This is a genomic window from Microbulbifer thermotolerans (assembly GCF_001617625.1).
Lineage (GTDB): Bacteria > Pseudomonadota > Gammaproteobacteria > Pseudomonadales > Cellvibrionaceae > Microbulbifer > Microbulbifer thermotolerans.
In genome coordinates, this window is the sequence record NZ_CP014864.1 from 1,548,645 (window position 1) to 1,574,218 (window position 25,574).

At 49.9% G+C, this 25,574-nt stretch carries 31 protein-coding genes; 16 read left to right on the forward strand and 15 right to left on the reverse strand.

From position 1 onward, the window contains the following. Nucleotides 1–257 precede the first annotated feature (257 nt). Entirely contained in the window at nt 258–425 is a 168-nt protein-coding gene (locus tag A3224_RS16475; protein WP_197463078.1) for a hypothetical protein, read from the reverse strand. 486 nt (nt 426–911) lie between these two features. Beyond that, nucleotides 912–1,085, reverse strand: a complete 174-nt coding sequence (locus A3224_RS17080; protein WP_197463080.1) for a hypothetical protein — start codon at nt 1,083–1,085, stop codon at nt 912–914. Between A3224_RS17080 and A3224_RS06565 the strand changes: the two genes are divergently transcribed. Beyond that, nucleotides 1,071–1,871 (forward strand): RHS repeat-associated core domain-containing protein, encoded by an 801-nt coding sequence (locus A3224_RS06565; protein WP_197463082.1) that lies wholly within the window; start codon nt 1,071–1,073, stop codon nt 1,869–1,871. The two genes, A3224_RS17080 and A3224_RS06565, sit on opposite strands and share 15 nt — an antisense overlap. Nucleotides 1,872–1,897: 26 nt before the next feature. Then, on the forward strand, nt 1,898–2,251 hold the full coding sequence (locus A3224_RS16815; protein ID WP_156481434.1) for a hypothetical protein: 354 nt from the start codon (nt 1,898–1,900) through the stop codon (nt 2,249–2,251). 5 nt (nt 2,252–2,256) lie between these two features. Here the strand turns inward: A3224_RS16815 and A3224_RS17085 are convergent, their stop codons facing one another. Continuing rightward, the gene (locus A3224_RS17085) at nt 2,257–2,430 is read right to left on the reverse strand and encodes a hypothetical protein (RefSeq protein WP_197463084.1); all 174 of its coding nucleotides are present in this window, start codon (nt 2,428–2,430) and stop codon (nt 2,257–2,259) included. Between A3224_RS17085 and A3224_RS17090 the strand changes: the two genes are divergently transcribed. Together A3224_RS17090 and A3224_RS16825 are read left to right on the forward strand one after the other, a co-directional pair. Next, entirely contained in the window at nt 2,416–3,237 is an 822-nt protein-coding gene (locus A3224_RS17090) for a T6SS effector amidase Tae4 family protein (RefSeq protein ID WP_175487820.1), read from the forward strand. The two genes, A3224_RS17085 and A3224_RS17090, sit on opposite strands and share 15 nt — an antisense overlap. 9 nt (nt 3,238–3,246) lie before the next feature. Then, nucleotides 3,247–3,915 (forward strand): hypothetical protein, encoded by a 669-nt coding sequence (locus tag A3224_RS16825; protein ID WP_067152753.1) that lies wholly within the window; start codon nt 3,247–3,249, stop codon nt 3,913–3,915. Here the strand turns inward: A3224_RS16825 and A3224_RS16485 are convergent. Together A3224_RS16485 and A3224_RS06580 are read right to left on the reverse strand one after the other, a co-directional pair. Continuing rightward, the gene (locus A3224_RS16485) at nt 3,826–4,065 is read right to left on the reverse strand and encodes an RHS repeat-associated core domain-containing protein (protein WP_082817413.1); all 240 of its coding nucleotides are present in this window, start codon (nt 4,063–4,065) and stop codon (nt 3,826–3,828) included. The two genes, A3224_RS16825 and A3224_RS16485, sit on opposite strands and share 90 nt — an antisense overlap. A 220-nt stretch (nt 4,066–4,285) precedes the next feature. Next, a complete protein-coding gene (locus A3224_RS06580; protein WP_067152755.1) occupies nt 4,286–4,543 on the reverse strand; it encodes a helix-turn-helix domain-containing protein in 258 nt (85 codons plus the stop codon). Between the two features lie 90 nt (nt 4,544–4,633). Between A3224_RS06580 and A3224_RS06585 the strand changes: the two genes are divergently transcribed. Further along, nucleotides 4,634–5,071 (forward strand): hypothetical protein, encoded by a 438-nt coding sequence (locus tag A3224_RS06585; protein ID WP_067152757.1) that lies wholly within the window; start codon nt 4,634–4,636, stop codon nt 5,069–5,071. 60 nt (nt 5,072–5,131) lie between these two features. On the opposite strand, the gene A3224_RS17620 is transcribed toward A3224_RS06585, so the two are convergent. Next, on the reverse strand, nt 5,132–5,323 hold the full coding sequence (locus tag A3224_RS17620; protein WP_067157604.1) for a site-specific integrase: 192 nt from the start codon (nt 5,321–5,323) through the stop codon (nt 5,132–5,134). A gap of 25 nt (nt 5,324–5,348) precedes the next feature. Here A3224_RS17620 and A3224_RS17220 point away from each other — a divergent pair, with 25 nt between their 5' ends. The 7 genes from A3224_RS17220 to A3224_RS06610 all read left to right on the forward strand — a co-directional run bounded on the left by A3224_RS17220 (nt 5,349) and on the right by A3224_RS06610 (nt 9,772). Beyond that, on the forward strand, nt 5,349–6,002 hold the full coding sequence (locus A3224_RS17220; protein ID WP_082817414.1) for an RHS repeat-associated core domain-containing protein: 654 nt from the start codon (nt 5,349–5,351) through the stop codon (nt 6,000–6,002). Next, complete coding sequence (locus A3224_RS06595; RefSeq protein ID WP_197463086.1) at nt 5,995–6,384, forward strand: ankyrin repeat domain-containing protein; 390 nt, start codon at nt 5,995–5,997, stop codon at nt 6,382–6,384. The genes A3224_RS17220 and A3224_RS06595 overlap by 8 nt, the downstream gene beginning before the upstream one ends. 213 nt (nt 6,385–6,597) lie before the next feature. Continuing rightward, entirely contained in the window at nt 6,598–7,098 is a 501-nt protein-coding gene (locus tag A3224_RS06600) for a hypothetical protein (RefSeq protein WP_067152759.1), read from the forward strand. 155 nt (nt 7,099–7,253) lie between these two features. Further along, nucleotides 7,254–7,688, forward strand: coding sequence for a hypothetical protein (locus tag A3224_RS17100; RefSeq protein WP_231902481.1), 435 nt, complete (start codon nt 7,254–7,256; stop codon nt 7,686–7,688). 22 nt (nt 7,689–7,710) lie between these two features. Continuing rightward, nucleotides 7,711–8,058 carry a hypothetical protein gene (locus tag A3224_RS06605; protein WP_067152761.1) on the forward strand — a complete coding sequence of 116 codons (348 nt, stop codon included), beginning with the start codon at nt 7,711–7,713 and terminating at the stop codon, nt 8,056–8,058. Nucleotides 8,059–8,552: 494 nt separating this feature from the next. Further along, nucleotides 8,553–9,326, forward strand: coding sequence for an RHS repeat-associated core domain-containing protein (locus A3224_RS16500; RefSeq protein ID WP_197463088.1), 774 nt, complete (start codon nt 8,553–8,555; stop codon nt 9,324–9,326). Continuing rightward, complete coding sequence (locus A3224_RS06610; protein WP_067152763.1) at nt 9,323–9,772, forward strand: hypothetical protein; 450 nt, start codon at nt 9,323–9,325, stop codon at nt 9,770–9,772. Before A3224_RS16500 ends, A3224_RS06610 begins: the two co-directional genes overlap by 4 nt. Before the next feature lie 89 nt (nt 9,773–9,861). Here A3224_RS06610 and A3224_RS16835 read toward each other — a convergent pair whose 3' ends face one another. From A3224_RS16835 to A3224_RS17225, 3 genes are all read right to left on the reverse strand, one after another. Beyond that, nucleotides 9,862–10,017 carry a hypothetical protein gene (locus A3224_RS16835; protein WP_156481436.1) on the reverse strand — a complete coding sequence of 52 codons (156 nt, stop codon included), beginning with the start codon at nt 10,015–10,017 and terminating at the stop codon, nt 9,862–9,864. Between the two features lie 295 nt (nt 10,018–10,312). Then, on the reverse strand, nt 10,313–10,657 hold the full coding sequence (locus A3224_RS16505) for a hypothetical protein (RefSeq protein ID WP_231902482.1): 345 nt from the start codon (nt 10,655–10,657) through the stop codon (nt 10,313–10,315). 17 nt (nt 10,658–10,674) lie between these two features. Beyond that, nucleotides 10,675–11,130, reverse strand: coding sequence for a hypothetical protein (locus A3224_RS17225; protein ID WP_231902483.1), 456 nt, complete (start codon nt 11,128–11,130; stop codon nt 10,675–10,677). 476 nt (nt 11,131–11,606) lie between these two features. On the opposite strand from A3224_RS17225, the gene A3224_RS06620 reads away from it, so the two are divergent. Then, a complete protein-coding gene (locus A3224_RS06620) occupies nt 11,607–14,087 on the forward strand; it encodes a discoidin domain-containing protein (RefSeq protein ID WP_082817418.1) in 2,481 nt (826 codons plus the stop codon). 407 nt (nt 14,088–14,494) lie between these two features. Here A3224_RS06620 and A3224_RS06625 read toward each other — a convergent pair whose 3' ends face one another. The 5 genes from A3224_RS06625 to A3224_RS06645 are packed head-to-tail and all read right to left on the reverse strand — an operon-like array spanning nt 14,495 to nt 22,174. Further along, nucleotides 14,495–15,796, reverse strand: coding sequence for a sensor histidine kinase (locus tag A3224_RS06625; protein ID WP_067152767.1), 1,302 nt, complete (start codon nt 15,794–15,796; stop codon nt 14,495–14,497). Further along, nucleotides 15,774–16,484 carry a response regulator transcription factor gene (locus tag A3224_RS06630; protein ID WP_067152770.1) on the reverse strand — a complete coding sequence of 237 codons (711 nt, stop codon included), beginning with the start codon at nt 16,482–16,484 and terminating at the stop codon, nt 15,774–15,776. The genes A3224_RS06625 and A3224_RS06630 overlap by 23 nt, the downstream gene beginning before the upstream one ends. After that, nucleotides 16,478–19,642 carry an efflux RND transporter permease subunit gene (locus A3224_RS06635; protein ID WP_067152772.1) on the reverse strand — a complete coding sequence of 1,055 codons (3,165 nt, stop codon included), beginning with the start codon at nt 19,640–19,642 and terminating at the stop codon, nt 16,478–16,480. The genes A3224_RS06630 and A3224_RS06635 overlap by 7 nt, the downstream gene beginning before the upstream one ends. Then, entirely contained in the window at nt 19,635–20,801 is a 1,167-nt protein-coding gene (locus A3224_RS06640) for an efflux RND transporter periplasmic adaptor subunit (protein WP_067152774.1), read from the reverse strand. Before A3224_RS06640 ends, A3224_RS06635 begins: the two co-directional genes overlap by 8 nt. After that, nucleotides 20,798–22,174, reverse strand: a complete 1,377-nt coding sequence (locus A3224_RS06645; RefSeq protein ID WP_067152776.1) for an efflux transporter outer membrane subunit — start codon at nt 22,172–22,174, stop codon at nt 20,798–20,800. The genes A3224_RS06640 and A3224_RS06645 overlap by 4 nt, the downstream gene beginning before the upstream one ends. 658 nt (nt 22,175–22,832) lie before the next feature. Here A3224_RS06645 and A3224_RS16840 point away from each other — a divergent pair. Continuing rightward, nucleotides 22,833–23,171 carry a hypothetical protein gene (locus A3224_RS16840; protein ID WP_156481437.1) on the forward strand — a complete coding sequence of 113 codons (339 nt, stop codon included), beginning with the start codon at nt 22,833–22,835 and terminating at the stop codon, nt 23,169–23,171. Nucleotides 23,172–23,249: 78 nt separating this feature from the next. Then, nucleotides 23,250–23,558, forward strand: coding sequence for a hypothetical protein (locus A3224_RS16845; RefSeq protein WP_156481438.1), 309 nt, complete (start codon nt 23,250–23,252; stop codon nt 23,556–23,558). Nucleotides 23,559–23,787: 229 nt separating this feature from the next. Here the strand turns inward: A3224_RS16845 and A3224_RS06650 are convergent, their stop codons facing one another. Then, the gene (locus A3224_RS06650) at nt 23,788–24,708 is read right to left on the reverse strand and encodes a transposase (protein ID WP_231902484.1); all 921 of its coding nucleotides are present in this window, start codon (nt 24,706–24,708) and stop codon (nt 23,788–23,790) included. A 247-nt stretch (nt 24,709–24,955) separates the two neighbouring features. Between A3224_RS06650 and A3224_RS06655 the strand changes: the two genes are divergently transcribed. Then, entirely contained in the window at nt 24,956–25,495 is a 540-nt protein-coding gene (locus A3224_RS06655; protein WP_067152778.1) for a hypothetical protein, read from the forward strand. Nucleotides 25,496–25,574: the final 79 nt, after the last annotated feature.

Here is a 25,574-nt window from a genome sequence, read left to right on the forward strand (position 1 = left end):
AGTTGTCCGTATTTTGGGAAATCCGTCCGTTAGGGAAACGTCGGATGCGCCATTCATTCGCTATTCTTCTAAGCCGTGTCAAGGCGAATGCAGACAACGCTTATGGTTCGAGAATCGTCTTAGTTTGAATATAGAGGCTTGGTCGATTGAGCTGGATAGCAGTAATCGAGTGATTCACAAGGCTCACTGGCACTCGCCATAGGGCGCGAGGGAAACCCGCCAAAGCCCCGACAGAGCCATCTGCCGGGGCTTTTTGTTTAGCCGGCCTGCCGCCGGGAAGTGTCCCAGCGCCGGGACTGATACTTGATAATCATCCCATCCAGTAACTCCTTGACGATTTCTTTCTCTTCCGGCGGCAGCTGGCTGATAGCTTCAAACTGCAGCCGCAGCTGTTCGTCCGGCCCGCGCTCCTCTTCGTCGAACACCAGCGAATCAATAGATGACGCTCATGGGGGTAAAAAAGGTAAAAATGGACACCCATAAATTAAAAAATTGATGGGAAGGCTATTGCATACTTACTCCGATGTTGTCAGGGTCTGCTATTTGGGTTATTTAGATATGACGTCCTGTATGGAATTGTGTCAAATAGCTTTATTGGGATGTAGCAGCACGTCGAGGAAGCCCGCGACGGTATTTTTCAAGGAAAGGCAAAATTTTAGGAAGTGATCGGAGGGGATAAATAGCGCTCAAAGTCGCGGATTCCGTGAGGCCAGTGTTTTCCGAGCTGTTCGCAAGCATTGCGCACCGAGTGCGCGGCATCAATCATAGACTTGAAGCAGATTTCGAAGTTGCAGTTCAGGTAGCGCCAGTGTCGAGGATTTATCTGGAGCCGTTTAAAATCACGCCAACCGCTTAAAAACCTATAGCGAAGAGGGCGAACTCAAAGCCACTTACTTCTACAACGCGCTGGGTCAGAGCGCTATGACTTGGGTGGGCAGTATCTTGCTGAGACCAATATCGCTGCCAACGGCACAGATATCCAGAGCCAGACTGACTACATCTACCTGGACAACATGCCGGTAGCACAGATTGTAACGACCTTTAGCGAAGGGGAGGTTCAAGGTAGAACCTTGACTTATCTGCACACGGACCACCTGAACACGCCGCGTATTGGAACTGATGGTAATGAAGTTGTTGTCTGGCGCTGGGACAGTGATGCGTTTGGGCAGACAGCGCCGGATACTGATCCGGATAGCGATGGAGTGCAGACTGTTGTAAATTTGCGGTTTCCGGGGCAGATACAGGATGGTGAGGCGACGTTTTACTACAATTACTTCAGGGATTATGATCCGAGTCTCGGAAGGTATCTCACCAGTGATCCTATTGGGCTTGCCAGCGGCATAAATACCTATGCCTATGTCGGAGGAAATCCAATTGGTTTTGCTGATCCGTTGGGTTTATACACGGCAGTGGTAATCAATGGCACAACCCCTGGCAATCCATTTGGACATACGGCAATTGCAACCTCAGGTTCTGGTGTGTACAGCTTCGGAAATAGCACCAAATTAGGAAGTAGCCTAACGGATTATTTGGAGCGAGAGGCCCTGAAAAGAAATACAAATGTTATCGTGATCGATACTTCACAACAGCAGGAGAATGCAATAAACGATTATTTGAGTGGGAAGCGCGATGATCTGCCTCCTTGGCTCTTCGGAATAATTCCTGACCCGACTGACACCTGTTCAACCCGAACAAGTGAGACATTGAACTCGGCAGGTTTGATCGATCCATTTATTACTATTGGCCCTTCTTTCCCAACAGATGTTGCAGCGCAAGCAGCGTTCTGGAGTCGACAAACAGGAGGGGCAACTTATGTTATTCCTAAGGGCGGCACAGTTCCTCCAGAACTGAAGATCTTTAATCCTAAATAACGGTTAATCTAAAAAACGGGATTCTCTTGGATAAAATAAAGAAAAGTGGATATATACCAAAAGCAGTTTTTTTAATTTTAGCTGTCTTTGTTGGAGTGATATTGATTTTGAACTTTAAAAATCCGAGTAAGGCCATGCGGGAGTTGCCGATTGGTAGTACATATGATCAGTTAATATCCGTTGCTGGTCATCCAGATTATGTCACAGATGGAACTGTAGACGTGAAACCAGAATTTAAAAAATCAGCAGGTCAGTTGATACCTGGTTGTGTAAAAGAGGTTTGGTATGAATACTATCTTAGTTTTGTGCCGAGTAAGTATTCTTTTTGCTTTGACAAAAATGACGTCCTAATACACAAATATCACTGGTCTTCCTGGTAAAAGACCTAAATCACTACGACTTGGGTGGACAGTATCTTGCTGAGACCAATATCGCTGCCAACGGCACAGATATCCAGAGCCAGACTGACTACATCTACCTGGATAACATGCCGGTAGCACAGATTGTAACGACCTTTAGCGAAGGGGAGGTTCAAGGTAGAACCTTGACTTATCTGCACACAGACCACTTGAACACGCCGCGTATCGGAACTGATGGTAATGAAGTTGTTGTCTGGCGCTGGGATAGTGATGCGTTTGGGCAGACAGCACCGGATACTGATCCGGATAGCGATGGAGTGCAGACTGTTGTAAATTTGCGGTTTCCGGGGCAGATACAGGGCGGTGAGGCGGCTTATTACTACAACTGCTTCCGGGATTACGATCCCAGTCTTGGACGATACCTCCAAAGTGATCCGATTGGGTTAGCTGGGGGGATAAACACCTACGCTTATGTAAGTGGAAACCCCGTTAACCTTTACGACTTCTTTGGTTTGTGTGCTTGTCAGCGCCCAACGTCTAATAACTTTTGGAACGCTTATCCAAATTACAACGCATTTAACGCAACTTCAGTTTGGAATTTGATTGGAGGTTCGTTAAATCAGAGTTACGGACCTTATTCAAATTCATGTGCTGCAAGGGTTAGCCATGGATTAAATAATAGCGGTGCGCCGATTCAAAATAGTCCTCAGCACCAGACTAATAGAAATTGGGGCGGAAATAACAATGGTCAGCGTTATATTATCTCAGCACAACAACTTAACAGCTACCTACAGGCAAATTGGGGAGCGCCAAACCAAGTCTTGACTTCGTGCAATCAACTTCAGGCGCTTCAAAATAGTTTGAGTGGTGGTCAAGTTGCATTGGTGGTTTCTAATGGACATGCAGCGGTTGTGACGAGCACTTATACTGACCCTTATGTTGCGGGATTCTTGGGTAATGTTTGGTTGCTACCCACTACCCCAACTCAAGGCTGTAATTGCCCATAGGAAAATGTTATGAATAAAATTGCATTAATAATTGTAGTTACCCTAATTGCGTGTGGCTGTAATGCTTCACCAAAAGAATTGAAGCTGGAAGTGTTTGACAGTGATCCCAGTGATATTAGGTTTAAAGCCACTTTTCCAGAGGGCGTAGAACTCGATGGTATTCATCTTCGTTACGAGAACCTTGGGAAAAGATGGTTGTTGCAACTCAAGTCTTCAACCGGTATGAGACTAACTTCAGCGGAGTCGAATAAAAGTGGGAATACTATTACAGTCAGTGCATTTATCGAGTTGGTGAGTTCAATACTTACTGAAGTAGCAAATCGTAAGGAAGTATCCTTAAATGAAATACAGCTTGATTTACGACTGGTTTCTGAGGTCTGGAATGACAGTGTATATGCGGTAAAAGAGTCAGCGAAAACTAATAGCGGCGTGGTGATGCATAAAGATAAGTCGACCGGTTTCGCGTTACTTGGTGCTATTCAAAAGTCTGATCTTTTGGTTAAAACGTGCACTACTCTTGCAAAATATTCATATGCATGTGATTCTACTCCTATTGGTATTGATCCCATTGCTTTTCAGTGCCCGTTTTTAAATCAGGACTGGGACGAAATTGTAGGTTCGGTTGATGCGGGAATCCATGAGGCAATGTCTTTCTCGATTGTGGTAGCAACAAACTGAAGTTGCGTTAAATGCGTTGTAATTTGGATAAGCGTTCCAAAAGTTATTAGACGTTGGGCGCTGACAAGCACACAAACCAAAGAAGTCGTAAAGGTTAACGGGGTTTCCACTTACATAAGCGTAGGTGTTTATCCCCCCAGCTAACCCAATCGGATCACTTTGGAGGTATCGTCCAAGACTGGGATCAGTATGTTCACCCCGCTACGATCCCCACCGTTGTTTCACCATCCCTATAGTTTATTTTCACCGGCATAAGCCTACATCCAAACTGCAATCATGGTCTACGCACCGTCAGACCTGACCTGTACACCCTGATAGATCGTGAAACCAAGGTCAGATCAGGGTGAGACCACCGTTTTTGTGTAGAGGCTTAGCCGGGTTTCTTCTGGCGTTTGGGATTCTTATAAAAATCAAACAGCTTGGCGGGATGCAGGCTCAGGGCATCCGCGAATCGGCAGATATTGACCAAGCTGACGTTGCACTCCCCCCGTTCGACACCGCTGACATAGGTGCGGTCAAAGTCGGCAGCTTCCGCAAACTGTTCTTGTGTTAAGTCCGCTGCTTCCCGTAATTGCCGCAGATACTGTCCAAATTCCGGGCAGGGAAAGGGTTTTTTCTCTTTTGCCATATTCACCCTCAAATGGGAAACATGGTCTTTTGGTGTGACTCATAAACCAACGGACGATAAGTCACATATGGCGAGAAATTGGCTATACTTGTGCGTGACGACTATGAGTCACATTTCGTGGATCACCACGATGAAATCACGTATCACAACAAAAAAACTATGAAGAAAATGATCCAAGCCACGCTGTTGGCTGTATTTGTACCGGTAATGCTGTTGACCGGATGTGACAGCTCCAATGGCGCAGCCGATGCCACGGCGGAAGCCATTGTAGTTTCCGGGTTGGCTAAGGGTGGGGAAAGTCGGCAGATGTTGGAGCTATTCAAGCAGCAACCGGAATTCAAAAACATGGTTGCCTGTTTATCCTTGTTCCTCAGTAATCAAGGTTGGTCAGGCACTGACCATGATGCCTATATGACAGCCACGGATGGCACCGGTGACTTTGGCAAAATCGACAGCAACCAATGCAGCGAACAGGAAGCCATGGGAAAGTTTGGTGCCATCATGATGGCATCCGGCGATTGCATGTAAGGAGTCTCCCTTCCCAGCCCCGTGGCATTAATTCGCGGGGCTGATTTCCCTTTCAAATAATCAAACTAAATTCACGATCTTTCGGATGGCATGGCTGTCACTTTGAATATATCGCTGGGTGGTTGCCAGATTGGTGTGTCCTGCCAACAGTTGTACATCCCGCAGTGATCCACCCACACGGGTGATGTTCTTTGCCGCGTTGGTGATAAACGTGCGCCGCCCGGAATGGCTGGAACAGCCGTCATAGCCCATATCCGAATACAACCGCTTAAACCAATTGGCAATCACTGATGCGTTTGGGCAGACAGCGCCGGATACTGATCCGGATAGCGATGGAGAGCAGACTGTTGTAAATTTGCGGTTTCCGGGGCAGATACAGGGCGGTGAGGCGGCTTATTACTACAACTACTTCCGGGATTACGATCCCAGTCTTGGACGATATATTCAGTCTGATCCGATTGGGCTTCAAGGTGGCATCAATACTTACGGATATGCATACCAAAATCCAGTAATGTATACCGACCCGAATGGGTTAAATCCTGCCGCAGGTTGCCTTGCTGGAGCATGGGGTGGACCAGTTGGTTGCGGTGTCGGTGCTGGAATTGGAACTGCAATTGCTGGTGGTATAGCGTTGGCTGCAATCCTCAGCACTCCCGGTGACACGCCAACGGACAAAGCGGATAAAGCAAGGGAAAGAAAGGAATATAGTCGAATATGTAAAACTCCAATCCCTCCAACTGGAGACCCATGTACAGACGCTAAAAACAACTTGAACAGGCTAAAGCAATGTCTTCAGTTACGTGAGAACTTCAGCCGCAAATGGTACAACGATGGTGATGCTGGTCATATGACTGAGATTCAGAATACACGTAATGCAATTCGGAATCTTGAAAATTGGATTCAAGATAACTGTGGTGATCAGTGTGAATAATCAAAGAGATAAAAGACTGGAAAGTATATTGCGCGACTATGCCGGATTACCAGAGCACAGTGAAATGCCTATACCAACGGTCAATACAAAAAGTTTGTTTGGCGATTATCCAATCAACATTGCGGCAACACGTGGACTAATTGAAGAGGTTTCGATTTTGCTTGACAGTGGTGCAGATATTAATGCTAAAGGTGAGCATGGATACTCGCCACTCCATGATGCAGTGGAGCAAGGGCATATCGATGTGGTGAAATTGTTAGTTGATCGTGGTGCAAGTATCGACATCAAAAACACTGATGGAGATACCCCAACTGAACTTGCAAAATTGTTGAATGAAACTGAAATCTATCGTTTTCTTAGCAGTCTTGCAGCATCGTTGTGATTTCCAAGCTCAGCAACCTTAAGCGGTGTTTGGTCAAATTCATTCTTCGCGGTTTATGAAAAAAAGATATCCTGATTTAATGGAGAATCCGGGCAATCTTCCACAGTACATGGGGCCAGGAGAGAAGCTTAGAGACACTGTGCGTGGACATGAAAAGCTTCTGAATAGGCAGCTTTGAAGGTTTGAGGAGCTGCAGAAAAAGTTTGAGGATGAGTGCAGCTGCTTTTTGGCGTGATTATGGCTATGAAAATAGAAAAATACATTAATGAAATAAGCGGTGCGCCTGAAAAGAAAGCTGAATCTGTATATCAGAAAGTAGCTGATTCGTTTGAGGATGATCTTCTTGATTACGATGAGTTTCCGGATGGTTACTTTGAGTTTGTAATAAATCTTTTATCTGAGGAAAGTTTTTATTTAAAACCGGGTCTGTGGAATTTTCTAATGGTTCTCGGAACAGAAAAGCAAAAGATGAAGCGATTTCATTATGAGAGCCTTGGGAGGATATTCATTGATCACTACCGATTCTATCTTAATGAAGACCTGTGTCTTGCCGTCTGCGATTTTGTTGCGAGAAACTATGAAGAAGTTTTTGCTAGATTCATTCTTGATAAGTTGAAAGCTATAGAAGCGGAAAAGGACAGTAATTTGCGGGGGTTTGCAGTAGATGGAATCCGTATATTGGAGAGGGAGTTGGAAAGGAATAAATCGGGCTAGACTAGGCGTAGGGGTCGCGTTTTGATATTATAATTTTTGCATCTTACAACTACTTCAAAGATTGTGACCCGAGTCTTGGACGGTATCTTCAATCTGATCCTATTGGGCTTCACGGTGGGTTGAACACTTACGCATATGTAGGTGGCAACCCGTTGATGTACAATGATCCCTACGGGCTTTGGGTAAGCGTAGCAGTTGGTGTTGGCATCCGAGTCATAGGTGATCGCGCTGCCGGTGCTGCAATTTCTCGTGCGCTAAAACAGTCTGTTGGTCCCGTTGCTGTAACGGCTTTAGCATGTATATTAACGGGTTATTGTTCGGAAGAAATTGATGACTCTGCTGATTCTGTTGCCGTGGGTGGGCATTGTCCTCCAGAAGGTGATTCCAATCAGAGAGGTAATCCATTTAACGGTGAACCGGGAGAATGGGTTGATCATCCCCACGGAAAGCAAGATCGGCTCTATGGTAATGACGTTACTCCTGCAGTGGATATAGACTACGGGTATGATCACGGGCAGGGGTCTCCACATTCACACAACTGGAATGATGGTGTTCGTGGTCCTGGTGTTCCTGTTACAGTGATTAAATAGTAGTTTTTTAGAGACAGGGCGAATGAATCTATCTTATTTGCATGATTGGGAGATAAGAGGCATTGATGTCGATCATGATAAAAAAAGCCTCAAAATTTATTTACTGGAACCAGTGGATAATAAAAATGCTGTTCTTGTATGCAACGAAGTAAAGCGTTTTTTCGCATCAGGAATGATGCTACAAAATGTCATTCTTGATGTGCTTGTATTTGAGGAAAATGATTCTTCTGATTATCTAGAATACTGTAAAAAAATGCTAAATCTCAAAACGGTTTCTTTCGATTCACGCTCTTGCATAATGTACATAGAGCCATCGGTTGGAATTGAGGTGGCTTGTTACTGTAAAAGTATTAATCTCAATGTTTTGTGAATAAAGAATGAACTTGGACAAACACCGCTTAAGGTTGCTGAACTTGGAAATCACAAAGATGCTGCAAGACTGTTAAGAAAACGATAAATTTCAGTTTTACGCGGTTTCGGATAATAAGTGCAATTGGAAAGGGTTAGTAAAAATGGACACCCATAAATTAAAAAAATGATGGGAAGACCATTGCAAACTTACTCTGATGTTTCTAGGGTCTGCTATTTGGATTATTAGATCTGACGTCCTGTATGGAATTGTGCCAAACAGCTTTATTGGGGTGTAACAGCACGTCGAGGAAGCGCGTGACGGTATTTTTCAAGGAAAGGAAAAACTTTAGGAAGTGATCGGCGCGGATAGGTGGCGCTCACAATCGTGGATTCCGAGGCCTCTGAATTTTCCGATTTGCTCGCTGGCAGAGCATACTGAATGGGCGGCTCCAGCCAGAGACTTGCGGCTTTCGAAGTTGCGATTCAGGTAGTGCCGGTGTCACGGGTAGAACCTTGACTTATCTGCACACGGACCACCTTAACTCACCGCGTATTGGAACTGATGGTAATGAAGTTGTTGTCTGGCGCTGGGACAGTGATGCGTTTGGGCAGACAGCGGCGGATACTGATCCGGATAGCGATGGAGTGCAGACTGTTGTAAATTTGCGGTTTCCGGGGCAGATGCAGGGTGGTGAGGCGACGTTTTACTACAACTATTTTAGGGATTACGATCCGGGGACGGGCAGGTACTTGGAATCCGACCCGACCCGACCCGACCCGATTGGATTGGATGGGGGGATAAATATCTACGGTTACGTTGGGCAGAATCCGGTTAAGTACATCGATCCAACAGGGCTAGATAGGTGGGATATTGATTATGCAAATTATCGAAACGGAAATTATTCCGCCGGCTATGACTTTGATGGTGCAGGCGCTGAAGACCCTTGCGGTTGTTTTGAGACTGCATTTCTAGGTATACGTAATGCTGCAACGGTTACCGGATTGGGGGTAGCTGGAGCTGCAACTGGTCCATTTGCCAGCAAACCAAGAACAGGTGCGGCGGGTGGTGGTCCATCCGGTAGTAGAACCAGCTATTTAAGCAAGGCTGTTCACCGTGTAAATAAACGCTCTGGAAAAACTAAAGCTACGCGAATTGTGAGAGCCGCTGGGAGGAAAATTTTTACCCGAGCGATCCCTGGTGTCGGTACGGCATTGCTTGTTTATGACCTGCATGCCTACGATAAGTGTATAAAAGAATGTAAAGAAAATGAGTGTGCGGTTCAATGATTGACATGGAAGCAAGGAAAAAAACTGCTGAATTACTTCAACAGTTTTTGGCTGGAAAAATCACAAATTTTGAATTTGAAGAAAATATACCAGACTCTCGGGACCTGGCCATTGGTGCCATAGCTAACTCTGCTTGGTGTTTTTATGATGATTTTAAAGAGCACAAGATAGTTGGCAAGAAGGCTTTATCTGAAGAAATGAAGTCCAATGTAGAAAGATGGATTTTGTTTTTAAGTACAGATGTTGAATATGAGTGGCCACCCTTTACATATCCTGGTGTTCGCCCACTCAGCCACGGATTATGGTCAAAGCTATTTGGTTCCAAAGCGAAAGAGCGTAAGTTCATGAGTTCTGGTGATTACAGCGTATGGCCGTTTATTAGCAGAGAATCCTACAATCGAGTGCAAGAAGTCGGGGGCCAAAGAAGATCGGGGGTCCCATCTTGATTACACATTAGGCATTACATCATTAGCCGCTATTTTTAGCAACGCAAAATCCCAAAAGCCCCGACAGATTACTCTGCCGGGGCTTTTTACTATATGGTCTTGGTCCAGCGCCGGGCCTCATACTTCACAATCATGCCCTCCAGCAGCTCGCGGATGATCTGCTGTTCCTCCTCGCTGAGCCGCTCCACTGCCTCGAACAGCAGCTTCATGCGCTCGCCGGGGCCGCGCTCGCTCTCCTCGAACACCAGCTAGTAAAAACACCAGCTAGTAAAAATGGACACCCAAGTAAAAATGGAAATGGACACCCATAAATTAAAAAATTGATGGGAAGACCATTTCACACTTACTCTGATGTTTCTAGGGGCTGCTATTTGGGTTATTAGATCTGACGTACTGTATGGAATTGCGCGAAACAGCGTTATTGGGGTGTAACAGCACGTCGAGGAAGCCCGCGACGGTATTTTTCAAGGAAAGGCAAAATTTAAGGGGGGGATAGAAGCGCTCACAGTCGCGGATTCCGTGGGCCCAGCGCTTTCCGAGTTACTCGCAGACAGAGCGCACTGATTGGGCGGCACCAACCAGAGACTTGAAACGGCTTTCGAAGTTGCGGTTCAGGTAGAGCCAATGTCGTGGGTCGATCTGCAGCCGCTCGAGAATTGGTGGTAGTTGTTCGTCGATAGCGCCTCGCTTGTCTTCACGAAGGCAACGGCCGCTCCAGTCCACCAGCTCCAGATAGTCCTGTAACCAAAACGGCAGTCCTACAGGCATGGGTTCTCGCGGGTTACCTGCAAAGGGAAAAAGCTGCTGTGGTTGGTTGCCATCCTGAGCTGCCGAAATACGCCGTTGTATGGAAGTGTGGTCTGAGGTTTCGGGCCTATCAGCCATCCTGGCCCGAACTGGATTCAGGTCAACATAGCTATACAGGCCGAGAGAGCTCGCTCGTCGAGCAAAGCCTGGGATTTGAATCTACCTTCCCAAAAGCTACCGGTGCAGCCATCTTCCCGATTGGCTTGCCGGGCAATGGACTCATTGACCATCCGCATAAAGCAGCTGATATCCATCAGCCGCGCACGCCATTCTGTGACTACCTCCTCCAGTCGGGCCAGTTCCGCAGCGTTCAAGGCTTCATTGCGGGCAAAACGTTGAGAGAGTGGAGAGCCCTTACAGAGCTGATGCCAGCGACCCACCACCTCGCGTAGCGTCCAGGCTTCAGATTGTGCTGCATTGATATGCAATACCACGTGGTAGTGGTTACTCATGACTGCATAAGCACAGATATCCAGCGCAAATACCTTGGCTAATTCCAACAGCCGATCTTCGATCCACTGCTTTCGGTGTTCGAAGCTACGCCGGTGCACTCATCCTTGCCGCGCTGGATTTCAGTGGTCAAAGCAGGTCGATGGTGAACTGGATCACTCTAAACTCCCGTCATATAAATCGACAAGAATATTTGTCCTCAATCACGGAATGGCATGATCGATAGATATAGCATCTATATACGAGATTTATCAATCAATAAATAATATAACAGCGTACTGTAACGATTCGTTTTATATTCATAAAAATAATAATTCAGAGTCTTTTTCTTCTGGCTATAAAAATACGATTTAAATTTCGGTGGAGTAAATTCTGGTTTTGTTTGTTATTGGAGCAGCCGCTCTGATCAGGGTTTGCTTTGCCTGTACTTTTTGGGTTTCTAAGAGTTAATTGAGGTTTAGAGCCAGGCTGCCTTTAATTTTTTGGTCGAATTGCGATTGAGTAGTAGATCGTATGGGAATAAGAACGAGCCTTCGTTCTTCATTTAAATGTAAAGGCAAAATATAAGGAGCCAATAATGAGGTTAAAAGACTTGATCGGTCTGGCTGCATTTGCACTAGTAATGCCATCTTTTGTTAATGCAAAATCCTTAACTATAGAAAGCGCCAGCTCTTGGGGAAATACCCATTCAAGTTACCCTGCTACCAATGCTATTGATGGCGATTTGGACTGGTCTTCGCGGTGGGCTGCGAGTGGCTCTCCAGTTAGCTTGTTGGTGCACTTGGATTCAGAGCAAACCGTAACGGACGTGGGGATATCCTGGGGAAGAGGTGATTCACGCGCCTATACTTTCCAAATCTGGGCCTGGGCCTCTGCCAGTGGGTGGACCAAAGTTTATGAAGGTGAAAGTAGCGGAAAAACAAATGATATCGAAGTTTATGATATTGATGACGCTGTCGCTAAGACAATACGCGTTCGCACCTTTGAGAATACTTCGGGGTCGGAATGGACTAATATTCAGGAAGTTGTGCTTTACGATAATACATTGGCCTCAGGTTCTGGAGATAATCTCAGTATTGAAAAGGCCTTTGATGATGGTAGCAGTCACGCGAAATATCCGGCTAGCAATGTAATTGATGGTGATACCTCATTTGCTTCACGTTGGGCTGCAAGTGGATCTCCGGCAAATATTACTGTTCAGCTAGAGGAAGCAACAACGATTTCTGAAGTGGGTGTGGCTTGGGGCAGGGGAGATGCTCGGGCACACACCTTCGAAATTTATGCTCGTCCTGGCACTAGCGGCAGTGATACTTGGACTAAGGTCTACGATAGCGTAAGTTCGGGAAAAACGGCGGAAATAGAGTACTACGATGTTGATAATATCGAAGCACGACAGATTCGTATTAAAACCTTTGAAAATACAGACGGTACAGAATGGACCAATATAACCGAGATTGTCGTAAAAGGTCCTGAATCCGGTGATTCAACATCTAGTGCTATTCCTGATGCCCCTGACAGTTCATGGACGTACTGTTCCGCTGAGCGTGAAACTTGTGAATTCTCCGGTGTCAAGGAGCTGGCATATGGTGCGGAAGATAACTGGAGTTTTTCTATTGAAGTTGACGGTGTGCCTTGTAACAACTCGTATTTGGAAGATGTCTTCAAAGGGAAAACCAAATCGTGTTGGATTCGGCCTGCCAATCGGGAATATACAGTTATAAACAACTTGGATGAACTAAAGTCTGCTATGAATAACAGTGGTCAGCACTTGCGTATGCGTCGTGGTACTTATGTTGCTGATGAGTTGATTTCAGGTGAAAATATTGTTTTCAAATTCGAAGGCGATGATAACTATCTGGATATGACAGGTGTCACCGTTCAGGTGCCGACAGCCTTATTGGCTAGTATGAGTCGTACACCAGTCCATTCTCATGTTACTTATAGTATTGTTGGTAATGGCAATATAATCGTGAATGGCACCTTCGAAAATATCTATCCAAACGGTCAGCATGATGTCACCGACTTTGGTGAGCATAACGACGATTCTCACAGTGATTACTGGCCAGCACGCCAGATGACAGAATTCAAGATTTGGGGCGATAACAACGAATTGCGCGGTAATAAGATCATTATCCGTGGATCGTATCCCTACGGTTACGGAGATATGTTTGGTAAGGGCAGTGGTTCCGTTGTTTATTTACGTAAACATGCCGGTATCAATGTGATTGGTGATAACACTGTTATTGATGGTGTGGACCTAACGGTATTGGCTTTTGGCCACGGAATCTTTATGCAGGGTGCAGATAATACTGTCATTCGCAATAGCCGAGTCGAAGGTGTGCTGCGTTTGGGTGCAGATATGTATAAAGATGGTGCTAATTCACTGCCTGCCCAGTGGAACTACGAGCAGCAATCACCTGATTGGTATGTTGGTATTCCTATAGTTAAAGACCGTATGTACAACCTGACTGAAGACGGTATTCGCGCTTATTCCAGTGGTACTAAGTATGACGGTTCCGTTGTTAACACTGGTTCGGTTTACGTTGAAAACACCATAGTTGATAAAATGCGTAACTGTTTTGCACTGGTTGCGGCTTCATACGCTGAATTACATAACGTAGAGGCTACCCGATGTGCAGAGAATGGCTACTCGCTTCCATCTTACGGTGTGGTAACCAACAGTCGCGGAGACTGGGCCTACGCACCATTGATTCAGATGCCTTACGGCAATGAAAAAAATATCAGTTTAGATATCACTGTATTAGAGCCGGAACATACTACAGGTAATTTTAACCTAACCAATATTGCTGGTTCTGGTCATAAGATAATCCTGCGCGATGGTGGCGGTAGTGTACAAGGTTCTAACTCTATTGCCGTGGGGTACGCATGGGACCGTTGGGATTATAGTGCTGATGATTTATATCGTCATACCGCCAGAGATATCGAAATTCACAACTACACTGATTACCCAATGGTTCTCACTGAATACAGTTCAGATATCACTGGGACTAGTGAGGGTAAGGTGAGCGATAACGGTGAGGACAATAGCGTAAAATAATGTAAAAAAGCCCGGTACTTGCCGGGCTTTTTTATGTTCTTTTGGGCCTATGGTTAACCTATTTCTTGGCGGTATAGGTACTTTGGGGTGCGGTTGAGAAGTTAATGTGATGGGATGGCATTTCGAAATCGCTGGATACAGGAATGCTCTCGCACGTTTTCTAAATGTGTATCTCATTACCGGAGAGCCCGAGGCTCGCCACAGTTTCCGTGTGAAGTATTCATATCATCCTTGATAAACAAGTTTACAAATGTTCTGTGCTTATTGGTTGTGGGCTATATCTATAATTATTCCACAAAGTTTGCCATATAAAAGGTAAATAGCAGCCTGCTTGAGCAAGAGGGGGAAAATCTATTTGAACGCTTTTATCCAAACCCTCTTATGCCTAAAAAGAGTTGCTGTTTCAACTATGACACACTGGCTGAACCTGTGGCGGTTCTGAGCTCCACTTGGTAGTAGCCATCGCCGACACTATGGCAATAGCGCCATCCTAGGCGCCGAGTCAGTTGTTCTGTCAGTTCCAGGCCCAGACCGTAGCCGGTTTGCTTTTGTGGGCTGGGTTCGTCTTGTGCGTCTTCGGTCATCGGGTTGCGGATCACGATATGCCCGCCGTTCTGTTCAATTTCTACGGTGCCCTGCCAGCAGTGCTGATAGGCATTGCGGATCAAGTTGCCGAGAATAATCCGGGCCGGTACCGGCGGTGCATTGCAGCTATAAGGCTGGGTATGGATACGGGTGTCAACCGGTTTGCCGGTCAGCAGGTAATTCATTTCTTCTGCCAGTTCCCGGATCAACGCATCGAGAGAGACCGGCTGGGGTTGCAGTGGTTCGTCCGGTTGGTGGTTGAGCCACAGCAGCGTTTCGGTCAGGTGCTGCATGGTGAGGCTGGCGCGATCGATGCGGTCCAGGGTGGCTTGATGTGCAGGGGGATGCGCCTTTTGCGCATCGAGTTTTCGCTGTAGTTCGATGTTGGAGCGGATGGTGCTGATCGGCGTGCGCAGTTCGTGGCTGGCGTGTCGCAGGAAGCGCTGTTCCCGTTCCAGGGCCGCCTGTACGGAAGACAGGCTGGAGCGGATTAGCGCCGCCAGCTCGTTGAGTTCCGGGTAGCCGAAATCCGGAATGGGCTGGGCCAGTTTGTCGCTGTCCAGGGAGTGGGTCCATGCCCGCAGGGCGGCGGTGGGGCGGGAGATATGACGCAGCAGCAGCCAGCTGATCAGGGCGACGAAGCCGAGCGCCAACAGTGTGATCATCACCATCAGTTTGCGATTTTGCCGGGCGGTGATATCAACCACATTGGACTTGGCCGGATGTGTCATTTCCCGGGCGATATAAAGCGGTCCGGCTGGGCTGTCATAACGCATCAGGAATACCATGTGATCGGGTCGTCTGAACCAGGACCCGTTGTCTTCTTTGTATAGGCTCAGAGGTTTTTCCGGCGGTGCGGGGAAGGATTTATGCACATATTCGGGCATATGGGCCCAGTCGGATGCCAGGTAAAAACCGCTGAATTCCCGTCCCTGGTGCTGCGCCTCGCGGTCGAACAGGCGCACGAAGGAGCGGGCGGCCTTTTCCATATTGTTGGCCATGGAAGCGTCCAGGCCACGTACGAAATATTCCGTGGAGACGATCGAGTAAGCGGCCATCAGAATCAGCCCGAGGGAGACAAAAGAGGCCAGCAACAGGCCTTTAAGGCTGAGTCTGGGTTTCATTGCGGTCCTTCCCGGTGGTTGACGGCGGGCGCAGGGCAAAGCCGACGCCGTTGATGGTGTGTAACAAGGGCACAGGAAAGGGACCATCGATGGCTTTGCGCAGATTAAAGATATGCACCTTGAGGCTATTGCTGTCCGGGTGATCTTCGCCCCAGACCGCGTCCATCAAGGCTTCGCGGGAAACCGGCGCGGGAGCGGCGCGCAGCAATTTTTCCAGCAGCTGCCAGCCAGTGGGGGAGAGTTTCAGAAGTTGGCCGTCACGCTGTACGGTGCGTTCGCGCAGGTTCATTTCCAATCCGCCACAGCCGAGCTTCTGGGTTTCACCGCTGCGGCGTCGGGACAGTGCCTGGACACGGACCACCAATTCTTGCAGCTCAAAGGGTTTTACCAGATAGTCATCGCTGCCGGCACCGAAACCTTGCAACTTGTCATCCAGCTGATCCCGGGCGGTGAGCATTAGTACTGGGGTGTCGTCCCCTTGCTCCCTGAGTTTTTGACACAGGGTGAGGCCATCCATGCGCGGCAGGTTGATATCGAGCAGTAACACGTCGTAGTGATTGGTCTGGCTCAGGTTGAGTCCCGCCACGCCGTTGCTGGCGTGATCGCACAGTATTCCCTCCAGCTCCAGGTATTGGATCAGGGTCTGGGCCAGGTCCAAATCGTCTTCGACAAGCAGCAGTTTCAGCATGGGTTGGCGTCGCCCGCTTTGAGTTGCATGGTGAATGCCCGTTTCAGTTTGCCCAGCACCTCGCTCACGTCGTGCTGTATGGCCACCAGTACTGGGATCAGGATCAGAGTGATTACAGTCGCGAACATGATACCGTAACCCAGCGCCACGGCGGCTGGAATCAGAAACTGCGCCTGGGTGGAGGTCTCGGACAATAGCGGCACCAAGCCGGCAAAAGTGGTGAAGGAGGTCAGCAGAACCGCGCGCAGGCGGCTGCGGCAGGCCTCGCTGATGGCTTCCAGCTGGTGATCGGCATCTGGCTTGAGGTCGTTGTAACGAGAGACCAATAGCAGGCTGTCATTCACCACAACACCGCTGAGTGCAATGATGCCGTTGAACGACAGAACACTCATGGGCAGGCCGTTGACCCAGTGGCCGAGAATGGCACCAACCACCCCAAAGGGAATAGCGGTCATGATCAGCACCGGCTGGATATAGGATTTGAGCGGCACGGCCAGCAGTATGTAGATCACCAGTAGGGCAGTGATAAAAACGGAAACCATGGAGGTTTGGGTTTCCGCCTGTTGCTCGGCTTCTCCGGTAAACTGGATATCCAGCCCCGGGTATTGGCGCTCCAGTTTGGGTACCAGATTACTGCTCAGGCTGGCTACCAGTTCTGTTGCGGAGATGGCCTCCTTGTCCACATCGGCAGAGAGATAGAGTGCCCGCTTGCCGTCGATTCGGGTGATGGTGTCACGGGCGTAGCCGTATTCGATGGTTGCCACCGAGGACAGAGGGAGGACTGTTCCGTCATCGGTGCGGATGCGTGCCCGCAGTACGTCCACCGGGTTTTGGCGGGCCTCTTCCGGGTAGCGGACCCGCACTTCAATCTCGTCACTGTTGCGCTGGAAGCGCTGCACAACCTGCCCCTTGAAGGCCTGTAAAACCTGTACCGCCAGGCTGTCTGTGGTCAGCCCCATGGACTTACCCTGGGCGTTCAGTTTCAGAAACAGCTGCGGCTGGCTGGCTTGCAGGTTGTCTTCAATACCACTGACTGCGGGAATCTGCTCCAGCTCCGCTTTGAGATCGGCGCCGGCGGCGGTGAGTAGTTCGTCATCGTTAGCGCGCAATTCTATCCGCAGCGCATCCACCATTTCCCGCCGGTTGGCAATGCTGAGCGTCCGCACCCCTTCCGGAATACCGGCTTCTTGTTTCCACTGGCGGGTAAATGTCTGAATGTCATAGGGCGACTGGTCGGCCAATTCTATGGTGACTTGTCCCGATTGATCGGCTTCTGCCAGCACCTGGATATCCGCAATGCCCGAACCCTCGGCACCGGCCTGGCGGACTAAGCGGCGGTCGATTTCCAGCGCTTTGGCTTCCAGTTGCAGCAGGGCGCTATGGGTTTGGCCATAGCTGGCGTCTGTCTGCATGGCGATGGACGCGCGCACTGTGTCTCCGGGAATATCTGGGAAGAAACTCAGGCGCACCGCGCCGGTGAGCGGCATGGCCATCACCAGGATCAGAAGGCCGATAAAGGCGACGGCCACCGCGTAGCGAAAGGTCAGCGCCCATTCGATGGTGGGCTTGTAGAGGCGCTCATTGAACCATTGCAGTCCGGCATCGGCCCCGTGCTGGATGCGCTGCCACTGGCGCAGCAGGGGGTTGCCGCTGACCGTTTTGCGGGTGTTCAAATGGGCCAGGTGGGCGGGCAGGATCAGTTTGGATTCCACCACTGACAGCAGCAGGCAGATGGTGACAATAGCGGCAAATTGTGCGTAGAGCTGTCCCAGGTGGCCGCTGATACTGGACAGGGAATAAAAGGCCACCACTGTGGTGAAAACACCGAACAGGGTAGGGACCGCCACCCGCAGAGTGCCTTTGATGGTGTTGCGCAGGGTGTCGCCCTCCTGGCTGCGCACCGTGTAGACACTTTCGCCTACCACCACGGCGTCATCTACAACGATCCCCAGTGCCAGGATAAATCCGAAGGTCGTAAATTCATTCAGGGACAGGCCGGCGAAACTGTCACCCATAAAATAAAGCGTGCCGAAGAAAATAAACGGCAGCCCCATAGCCACCCAGAAGGCGACCGTCAGATTCAGAAACAGTGCCAGCAGTACAAAGACCAGCAGGATACCCGTCAGGGCATTGCTGACCAGCAGCTGCAGTCTTTCGGTAATGGCTTCGCTGCGGTCGTACCAGCTGCTCAGTTCCACCCCCTGGGGCAGGCGGCCTTCGGCATGCCACTGTTCCACTACTTCACGGGCAGCTTTTACGGTCTTGGTGATGTCATCCAGACCAGTGGTGACCACCTGCAGAGCCACGCTGTTTTCGCCGTTGAAGCGGGACAAGACAGGGCTGTCGTCATCATAGGTATCTTTAATTTTCGCCACATCCCCCAGGGTCAGGTGGACGCCATCCGACGTGGTCAGCAGGGGAATAGCGGCGAAATCCTCTTTCAGGTATGCCTGCTGGGAGGCCTTGAGCTGTAGATAGACATTTTGGTTTTTCAGCACTGCGGTCATGGTGTCCGAAGAGCCTTCATTGATGGCGTCTTCCACGTCCGACAGAGACAGCCCATACGCCTGCAGTTGGCCTTCATCCACCTCGATGGCGATCATCGGGTCGCGCCAGCCGGATTCGCTCACGCGGTTGATGTCCGGATGATCCAGCAGGTCCGACTTCAACCGCTCTGCCAGTTGCTGCAGTGTGTGGCGGTCGGTATCGCCGTGCAGCTGCAACCACAGGGAGTGCTCCTCCCGCTCGGCCTTCTCAATCACCGGATTTTCGGCGTTGGCGGGGAAATTGGAGATGGCATCCACCTTGGTTTTCACATCCCGCAGCAACACATCCAGATCGTAATCGCTCTGCTTTTCCACAATAACGGTAACGCCGCTGGTGGTGGCAGCCGTGGTGATATGCTTGATGCCGGTAACGTCCTCGAGCGCCTCTTCAATCTTGAGCCCCAAGCCTTCTTCCGACTGGGTCGCAGAGCCGCTGTCGTAGGTGACCGATATAGTGATACTGTCCGGCTCCATACTGGGAAAAGCCTCCTTGCGCAGGCTGCCCATCTGGAACAGACCGAGCGCGATCACCAGTGCCAGCAGCAGGTTGGCGGCTACCGGATTGCGGGCAAACCAGGGAATAATCCCCTTGTTCCAGTCCAGATCACTCATCGCCGGCCTCCACTGCGTTGACCGCCATACCCGGGACATAACTGCTCAGCGGATGAACCAGAACGCTGACCTCCTGCTGCCGCAGGGATTCCGGTGGCCGGATGTAGATTGTTTCCTTATCGCTGGCCACGGCCTCGGCGGCGAATTTTGCCAGCAGGCCATCGGTCACGTACCAGATTTCACCGCGCTGACTCAGGGATGATGGCGGCAGACGCCAGAGGTCGGATTGTTCCCGCCCCGGAACTTCGGCGCGGATAAAGGTGCCGGGCGTCAACTCCGGTTCCTGTGCCAGCGGTTGATCCACGGCCACAATCAGAGAGCGTTGACGGCTGGTATCATCTTGATGGCGCTCAACCCGGCGGACATATCCCAGCCACTGCGCGCCGGACTCCACCGAACTCAGGGCAACCGGCCAACCTTCCTGTTCCAGGGTTTTACTATCTGGTAGCGCATTCCAGTCTCGCTGCGATAGGGGCAGGGCAATCTCCACCCGATCGGTACTATACAGCTCGGCGACCTCTCCGCCGCTTTGCAGATAGGAACCGGGCGCAATGCCGCGGCTGACGATCAGCGCATCAAAAGGCGCGCGTATTTCTGTTTGCGCCAGATCCCGCCGTGCCCTGACCACGGCGGCTTCATTTTCGGCGACGCTGGCCCTGGCCTCCGCCAGTTGTGGTTCGTACAGCACCAGCGGTGAATCCGGCTCTCCCTCCAGCCCGGAAGCTTTCCATTCTGCCTGCGCCTGATCCGCCTCCCTTTCCACTTCCAGCAGATCCAGGCGGGCACTGGCAAGTGCCGCTTCAGCCGTTGCCAGCGTTTCCCGGTAGTCGCTGTTTTCCAGCTGGACGAGCAGCTCTCCTTTTTTAACCATCCGCCCCGACTCGAGGTTTTCGGACACCGCTTTAACCAGACCCTCAACCTCGCTGACCAGCGTCAGCTGATAATGACTCTCCGCTGCGCCAAAGGCTTCTATAGGCGGGGTATAGCGTTCGGTATTGACCCGCACTACAACCACATCCGCAGCCAGGACAGCGTCCCGTTTGGGGGGCATGGGGCGGTTGCCCTGCTGCGCCATTTTGTGGCCGTTGTAGACCAGGACCAAGAGTAAAAAGAGACATGCCCCCAGCAGGGCGAACCACTTCGAATAGCGCTTGATCATTGCGGGTCCTTCTCTTCAATGCCGAGACCCAGGGCCAGCCCCAGGGCAATACGGTTGTTCAGACGTTGATAGGTCAGATTGTCGAGCTGCTCTTCCAGATCGAAGAGCTGCTGCTGAACGTTCAGGAGATCCAGAATGGAGACCAGCCCCTGGCGGTACTTATCCTGATACTGGTTAAAGGTGCGCTGGGCGCTGTCCAGGGCCAGGCGTGTGTGCGCCTCCTGCTGTGCCAGACTGGTTTCCTGGCCGATGGCGTCTTCCACCTCTTGCACCGCTGTCAGCAGGGTTTCGCGATAGGCCTGGTAGCGTTGAGCGGTGGTCAGCTCGGCGGCATCCGCAGCGGCTTTCAGTTCACCGCCTTGAAACAGGGGGGCGCTCAATTGTCCCAGCAGGGACCACAGGGGATCTTTCAGCAGTGCATCGGAAAATGAAGTTGCCGTTTCAGTCAGAGCCACTTCCAGGCTCAGGGAAGGGAGCATGTCCTTGTAGGCCACCCGGGTGCGCAGCTCCGCTGCCTCAATCGCGAGCCAGGCCGCTTTCAGGTCTGGCCTGCGCTGCAGCGTCTGTTCGGGCAGGTCCGCCAGCGGCAGCAATACCTCGGGATAATCCGAGGCGACCACCGTATTTCCCTGCGGTCGGCCCAGCAGTACATTCATGGCTCGCTGTTGCTGGCGCAGGGACTCCTGTGCCGCAACCAGAGAAGCGCGGGCACTTTCTGTGGAGCTGCGGGCGGTGTCCAGGTCTTCCAGCGTGCTCAGACCCGCCCGGTAACGCTGAATAATAAACTGCTCGTTTTTCTCCAGTACGGCAACCCGCTCCGATTCAATCGCTGCGGTATGCCGCAGATTGATCAGCTTCAGCCAACCCTGCATCACCTCGGCCACCAGCGTGTCCCGGGCCGACTGGTAGAGCGCCAGCTGCTCTGCCACATCCCGGGCTGCCGCACCGCTCTCATCGGCAAGTTTTGCCCAGAGATCCAGCTCCCAACTGATCGCCAGTGCACCGGTGTAAGCGGTATCGGAGCTTTCCTCCCGGTCCGCCGACACAGCGGCATCCACACTTGGCAACTGCAGGGCGCGAGTCTGGCGATACTGCGCCTGCAGGATCTTCAGAGAGAGCAGGGTCTGCTGCAGATCTGGATTGGCCGCCAGTGCTTCCTGGATCAGCGCGTCCAGCTCCGGAGCGCTGATCAGCTCATTCAGGTAACTGGCGTCGCTTGCACTATCCAGCTCCGACCAGTGGGACAGGCTCTGCCGGTCGGCATCTGCCTGTACCAGAGTTTCCGAGCTGTCCGGCAGGTGACTGCAGGCGCTGACCAGCAGAGTGACAAGCAGGCTGCACAGGGGCCTTCGCAAATTGTTTCTTTTGTACATCGCTACCGCTTGATTTAGCGGGCCGGAAACCGGCCCGGGCAAAAGGATTCAGGCTGTAACGCTGTAACTTAGCGGTGGCGCGGTTAACAACGGGTTAAGGGGGTAGGCCGGGCTGATGCCGCAGGATACTCGTGGCGGCGCGGGTGGTACTGGCAGTGGTATCTGTGGGATGGGAAGCGTATAGGGATATGGCAGGGGGGGACCGAAAAAGGGGCAGGTCAATTGGACGATTGGCAGGCACTGGAAATCAAAGGGCTAACCTTGTCTCTGAAGGAGCTGCTGGAAGTCTAGGGGGTATTGATGGGAGGGGGTATTGATGGGTGTCCATAAACCACTTTGGAACTGTTTTTGTATACAGTATTTCCGCTGGAACTACTATGCCAAGACCGTGTTCAGTGGCCAGTGGCTCTTGTTCACCGCTGAAGAGCGGTTAAGTTATTGACTTTGAAGGACGTAGTGATAAAACTTCGAGCCAAGTAAACAAAAAGATAACAGAGCGCCAGGCTCGTTTAACTCCGGAAGTTAGATTGACTCGTATGTTATCTAATTGATTTCAATGGAGATTTTCTAGAGTGTGGTATTGCGCGCTCTGTGAATAAGAGCCAAGATGATATAGAGCTACTGGCTTTTGAATAAAACTGTTATGTGTAAGGTAAGCATGGACGAGCATCTTAGGTTATCAGCACAAAGAGCTTTACTAGGCCGTATCACGAGGGGTCTTAGGGCTGTATCGGTAGAGAAATCAAATAATGTTGTTAAGTGGCGTTGCGTATTCGGTTCAGAGGTAGCAAAGGAGTCACAATGGGAGCTACTTTCGGAAGCAGCCGCAGAATTAATTGCTGATTTTGAGCCGCCAACGAAGATAGAGGAAGAGTACATAGTGGTGCGATTTCGAGATTCGGAGCAAAAGGTTCCGAATGAAATCCCTCATTTAAAACATATTGTATTTCTAAGGCATGAGCGTGAAAGTTATCCCGAGCTTGCGATCAACACATAACAAGTCAATCAACTTCGCGCCTACGGCGCCGGACGCGCTAAAGCGCGCCGGTTATATAGGCGTTAGCAGCTAGATCTCGTGATAAAAAAAGAATTAGTATTTAGCTTTACTCTAGGTTGCTTCTGCACACTTTTACTTTTTATTTTCATGGCAGGGCTCATCGAAATTCAGGAAAGTGGAGCCGGTAACGATATGAAGTTTTTTGCCCTAGATGACGGCGTCATTTGCTCCTTTCCTTTGCTGTCTGAAAGAAATTTAATAGATGAGCCATGTTCTTGCTGGTTTTTAGGGGAAGGCGAAGGCTTTAGAGGCTGGGGTAACGGCTGTAATGCGCTTCACTTAAGTAGTGAAGAGTTGGGTAAGCTACCCAAGTGTGGTGCCAGATAAGGCTGCTAACAAGTCAAAGCACTCGGACGCAGCAGCAACAAAAATGGACACCTACCAATTGAAAAATTGGTGGGAAAAGCTGCTGCATATTCAGTCCGCTATTGCTAGGGCGCGCTATTTGGGTAAGTAGGCCCAGAGTCTTGTGAGGAATTTTGCCAAGCAGTTTTGTTGTGGCGCAGCAGCCCTTCGCAGAAGCCCGCGATGGTATTTTTCAAGGAAAGGCAAAACTTTAGGAGGTGATCGGCGGAGATAGATATCGCTCGCAGTCGTGAATACCCTGCGCCCAGCGTTTTCCGAGCTGCTGGCAGGCATTGCGCACCGAGTGTGCGGCGCCAACTAAGGACTTGAAGCGGCTTTCGAAGTTTCGGTTCAGGTAGAGCCAGTGTCGTGGGTCGATCTGCAGCCGATCGAGAATCGGCGGCAGTTGTTTGTCGATCGCGCCGCGCTTGTCTTCACGTAGGCAGCGACCGCTCCAGTCCACTAGCTCCAGATAGTCCTGTAACTGAAACGGCAGTCCCTCAGGCATGGGTTCTCGCGGATTACCTGCGAAGGGAAAGAGCTGATGTGGCTGTTTGCCATCCTGAGCTGCCGAAATCCGCCGTTGTATGGAAGTGTGGTCTGAGCTTTCGGGCGTATCAGCCATTTTGGCCCGGATCGGGTTCAGATCCACATAGGCCATACAGGCCGCCAGGGCCCGTTCGTCGAGCAAGGCCTGAGACTTGAATCGGCCCTCCCAGAAACGACCAGTGCAGCCATCCTCCTGATTGGCTTGCTTGGCAATAGATTCATTGGGCATCCGCATAAACCAACTGATATCCATCAGCCGTTCGCGCCATTCTGCAGCTACTTCCTCCAGCCGGGCCAGTTCCGCAGCGTTCAAGGTTTCGTTATGGGCATAACGTTGGGAGAGTGGAGAGCCTTTACAGAGTTGATGCCAGCGGTCTACTACCTCACGGAGCGTCCAGGCTTCAGCCTGTGCGGCATTGATATGCAGTACCACATGGTAGTGGTTACTCATGACTGCATAAGCACAGATATCCAGCGCAAATATCTCGGCCAGTTCCAACAGCCGATCTTCGATCCACTGTCTCCGATGCTCGAAACAGCGCCCGGTACGCTCATCCCGGCCGCACAGGAATGCGCGACGCACGCAGCGGGAGACGCAATGATAATGGGGTGTAGTTTCAAGAGATCAGAGATTTGCGCGGGTGTCCCATTTTGGTTATCCATTCATATGTATGGATAAACAGTATTTTCTATGAGGTAGAGAATGTTGCAATATGGCTGGCGTTGAAAGCTTTTTGTTTTGTGGGTGTCCATGATTCGAAAGGTCTGGGGCACCTTGTTTTAGATGTTTTTCTATATGTTGTGGGTGGCAACGTAAGAGGAAAGGATTAGTGTATATCAGTGAAAAAGTAGAGTTTGGATTTATTCTGTTGGTACTAGTTTTTTGTGGCCTTTCATCCTGCAAGACAGCAAAAATTATTAAGTACGAGCATGAGCAGTCAGCAGAGTTTTATAAGAACTTTGAGTTTGGAGATAGTGCCCTCAACGCTTTCAAAGTTGATGATATTTTACTTGTCGTTGATATAAATAAGGTAACCCACACTAGCTATTTGGTTTGGCTAGGCTTATATTCAGATAAAGCCGGAAAATCTATAAATATTGAGCGTGCTATGGTTATTGGTGATGGTTGGGAAAAGAGCCAAAACTTTAACCGAGAATTGGTTTTAGATGCCTATGTCGATGATCATGAATTGTTCAGGTTTGATAAAGGTTTGAAGCTTTTTGAAGTGGATGAGGGTGACTTGAAGTCGGTTGTAAGTACAGGTGGGGAGTTGTCTTTAACTGTTTTTTATGATGTTGGTGGTGGCACTGAAAGTATAACTTTCATTCTCAAACAAAAAGTTGAGAAGCAGACTGTCTTTTCAACTTAAGAGAACAAAGCTGGACACCCACTAATTGTGAGAAAAAATTGGACATCCACTAATTGAAAAATTGGTGGGAAATCTGCTG